Below are 4,042 nucleotides of genomic sequence, written 5' to 3'. Positions count from 1 at the left end.
ACCTCCTTTCCTTTAATCACGTCTATATTATATCATGCTGATTAGATTAAAATAGTTAAACTAAAAAAGAACGCCAACGGGCGTTCGTGAAGAGCCATATATCCCATGACTAAAGTCACGGGTATTACGGCTTAGGCATAATAAATCTTCATCTCATTACTGATCCAAAATATAAAAAGCCCTCTAAGCATACAGATGAAATAGGAAATTCATCTGATACCGGAGGGCATGACTGGGCTAAAAAGGATGGATTATTCCCCAATGTAGGAAAAATTTCAATCCCAATTCTGATCAGGATTTATAAGGATAGTTAAGGGTTAAGCAGTTTTTTCAATTAAGTTTAGTTCTATTTTTCTGGTTGTTGATCATGTTGACGATGCCAGGCGTTGATTTGCTCCATGCGTTGTTTAACCCAACCTTCGTTCCCTTGCGTGGTTGGTCGATAAATCTTTGCTCCGACCAATTGATCAGGCATGGTTTGCATGGACGTAATGTGATCGGCAAAGTCATGGGCATACTGATAATCTTTACCGTAGTCTAACTCCTTCATCAGCTTAGTTGGGGCGTTACGAATCGCAAGTGGCACAGGCAGATTACCAGTTTGCTTAATTAGCTTTTTGGCCGTATTACAAGCCTTGTAGACGGCGTTTGACTTTGGCGCTGTAGCCAAATAGATTACGCATTCGGCTAAGTGGACATCGCACTCCGGCATTCCCAGAAATTGACAGGTCTGGAAGGCATTGACCGCCACTTCCAAGGCATTGGTGTCAGCGAGGCCCACGTCTTCGGCAGCAAAGCGAACCAGCCGGCGGGCTATGTAAAGTGGATCTTCACCACCCGCTAACATTCGTGAACACCAGTAAACAGCGGCATTGACATCACTATTACGCATTGATTTATGTAACGCTGAGATTAGGTCATAGTGTTCATCACCCGCTCGATCATAGCGCAAGGAGCGGGTATCAGTTAACTGAGCCAAGTCTTCTTTGGTTACCTTAACATTCCTCCCATCCCGTCTACCGTTGAGCACCGCCATCTCTAGGGTATTGAGTGCCATTCTGGCATCACCATCGGCAAAGTTGGCAATTGCCTCTATGGTCCCTTCCTCCATCTGAATTGTCTGATTTGGAAAGGCGTTCGGATGTTTCAAAGCTCGTTTCAAAATCTGCACCAATGCTGGTGTTTGTAGTGCCCTTAGGACAAAGACCTTACAACGTGAGAGTAAGGCAGCGTTAAGCTCAAAGGAAGGGTTTTCGGTGGTGGCCCCGATCAAAATAATCTGGCCTCGTTCTACATAAGGTAAGAATGCATCCTGTTGGGCCTTGTTGAAGCGATGAATTTCATCAATGAAGACAACGGTTTGCTGCCCAAATTGGTGGTTGTTACTTGCCTGATCCATCACTGCCTTAATGTCCTTGATTGACGAATTAACTGCCGAAAAGGTTATGAACCGCGCCTTGGTCTTTTCGGCAATAATTTCCGCCAGCGTGGTCTTCCCGACTCCTGGCGGTCCCCACAAAATCAAAGAGGAAAGACGATCATTCTCGATTAATTCACTTAAGACCTTCCCACTACCAACCAACTGCTCTTGGCCAAAGAAATCGGTTAATTCACGGGGGCGGACCCGATTAGCTAAGGGGGTATTTGTTGCACCTTCTTTTGTAAAGAGAGATTCCTGTTCCATGTTACTACCCCCTAACCTTGAATGGAGCGGTCAATCGAGGCCGAAGGAAAGTGTTCCTTGAGTTCTCTAACATCCTCTTGGTTCATCCGGTGACTATAGTAGACCGGTAAGTTACCTTTCATTAGTCCCTCGGCCTGGTTTAAAAACTCTTCCCACTCCATCTCCTTTTTAGAAACAACCCAGAGCTGAGTTTGGTTAAGTCCCAGTTGGTTACCCAAAGACCAGGTCATCAAACCGAGGAAATATTGATGCGTTAGTTCTGAGGTAGCTAACCAGTAGGCCCGTTCCTTGTTTTGCGATTGTTTAACGAGCCGACGAACCCGTTGCTTGGTGGTTTCTTCATCTTCTTGTTCTTCACTTCGTTGGTAACGCAAAATGTTCCCTCCTTAATCAACGTTTTACCCATTGTAACAAGAAAAGAGCCGTGACCAAAATGTCACAGCTCTCCGTTTTTTATATAATTAGGAGTTCATTAATTGATCCAACAATTCCTGAGCCGATTCATGCAGAGCTTCCTTGGACTTGTCGGTTCCCAAGTGGGTGTAGACTTCCCCAACGTAAATACCATCTTTAAAGAGGCGGTTGAAGACCTCATCAATAATCGGCTTGGTTCGGTCCGATTCTTGAACCGGACCAAACGGGTTGGCAAAGAAGGTTGAAGACATACCGACTTCATCGGTTGTTCCTAGCGCCTTACGCTTACCGGCAATGAAAACCTTTTTGGCCTCGTTTTCATTTTCAAAACGATGAATCCCAATCTTATCAGAGTAATTATTTGCGTATACCCACATATCAATTTCATGGTGGGCAATAACGTTTTCGTAGGCATCAGCCGGAATGATCACCCGGGCGTTCTTTTGTTCAGGGTTCAAAAAGACCCCACGGTCCATATTACTAAAGGCCACTGATGAAGAAAGGTCGTCCAAGCGGACAAAGGCCCCCGTTTCAGTTCCCTGGGCATAAATCCCTCCCTTGACGCTATCACTAATGGTAAAGGAACCCATGTCATCAAAGATCGTTTCCATGTCGACAATTTGTTCATCGGCGATTTCCTGAAGGGCTTCCAGGGATTCTGACTTTCCAGCACCAGAATCACCAAAGAAGACCACCGTCTTGTCCTTACCGTTAGTGAACTTGATCCGAACCATAGAACCGTGAATTGGCAGTTTTCCACGGTAAATCTGGTGTAGGTTATGCAAGGTCAAACACATTTTTTTCATGTAACCGAAGTAGGTAGTTTTGTCATTATATGGTACTTCACCAACCCAGAGATCATTTTTAGCATCGTAATGGTAGTGAGAAACCTCCCCCTCAGTATGGTCAATTCCAAACAAGAGGATGGCATCTGGCTTTTGGTCAGTAACTTCTTCTGCCGTAGCTAGTTCAAATAGGTTTGAAAGGGCGATTCCATTGACCATGTAATCAACGTTGAAGTAGACAAAAGTCAAGGTTTCCCCTATTTTAGCCGGGTAACAGTACCAGTCACCACGTTTACCATTAAAGCGGGTAATGGGGTTAGTATTTACCGCCGAAAAGATTCCTTCCCGTTTATTAGACTTAGTATGCATTAGCATCGGCGGTCGTAGCATAACCTTGTCAATAAACGGAATGTCAACTAGGGATTCATAGCCTGTTGGTGTTTGCCATTTATGATCACGCACCAGCAAGGTAGCATTGGTCCCGGCGTCAACTTGGCGGTAAACATTATTAACAAAGCCTTGGAGCTTTTCTTCAATCGTTCGGTAGGCCCGGATTACTAGTTCATTAAAACGGGCATCTGCTTCCTTAAAGGAGTGGGTAATGATCGAATTTTGGTTAAAGTGGGTAATCGAAACCCGTAAGAAAGACCGGTAAAAGGAATACAGTGATTCAAATGAAGCTAGGATTTCCTGGGCGGTAAATTCATCAAAGACGTGTTCATCGTTAATGAAGATCCTTTTAATGATCCCAACGTATTCTTCGGCAGATAAGTTTTCAAACCGTTTTTCGCCCTTCGTATGATGGGAAGAGGTGAGATAAAGACGGACGATCTCAAGCAATCCTTTGGAATTGATGAGGTTATAGAAGTTGTTAACATAGTATTTGCTGAAGTCGAGGGTCGCAATCCCCTGGTCGAGATTCATGTATAAGGCGTCAGTACGAACGGATTGGTGAGCATGTGTCATAAATATTCGTCTTCCTTTCATCATTACTGATGAGTATTATAACATTCTCATTTAAAATTAGCGCCGATTAGATCAACTTTTTCATATTTTCGCTTATTCACTTAAAAGTACCTAATTAGATCAGCCTTTGCTTCAGTAACCTGCTTATTCATGGATTTCCGAACATACTAGTCAAGGTCAACTACGCACCGAA

At 44.0% G+C, this 4,042-nt stretch carries 3 protein-coding genes; all 3 read right to left on the bottom strand.

Translation table 11 applies throughout. The annotated features are described in order from the left end of the window. Nucleotides 1–346: 346 nt before the first annotated feature. Entirely contained in the window at nucleotides 347–1,684 is a 1,338-nt protein-coding gene (locus AOQ57_RS08095; RefSeq protein WP_093626922.1) for a replication-associated recombination protein A, read from the bottom strand. An 11-nt stretch (nucleotides 1,685–1,695) separates the two neighbouring features. Further along, entirely contained in the window at nucleotides 1,696–2,058 is a 363-nt protein-coding gene (locus AOQ57_RS08090; RefSeq protein ID WP_235789042.1) for a hypothetical protein, read from the bottom strand. An 87-nt stretch (nucleotides 2,059–2,145) separates the two neighbouring features. After that, nucleotides 2,146–3,849, bottom strand: a complete 1,704-nt coding sequence (locus AOQ57_RS08085) for a phosphoenolpyruvate carboxykinase (ATP) (RefSeq protein WP_093626918.1) — start codon at nucleotides 3,847–3,849, stop codon at nucleotides 2,146–2,148. Nucleotides 3,850–4,042 lie beyond the last annotated feature (193 nt).

Origin of the sequence: Limosilactobacillus gorillae (genome assembly GCF_001293735.1) — a bacterium.
GTDB lineage: Bacteria > Bacillota > Bacilli > Lactobacillales > Lactobacillaceae > Limosilactobacillus > Limosilactobacillus gorillae.
This window is presented reverse-complemented; position numbering and strand designations above follow the sequence as displayed.

What these genes read in the sequence shown, in the direction of transcription:
- AOQ57_RS08095 (WP_093626922.1), bottom strand. Translation starts at nt 1,684, where the DNA reads ATGGAACAGGAATCTCTCTTTACAAAAGAAGGTGCAACAAATACCCCC.
- AOQ57_RS08085 (WP_093626918.1), bottom strand. Translation starts at nt 3,849, where the DNA reads ATGACACATGCTCACCAATCCGTTCGTACTGACGCCTTATACATGAAT.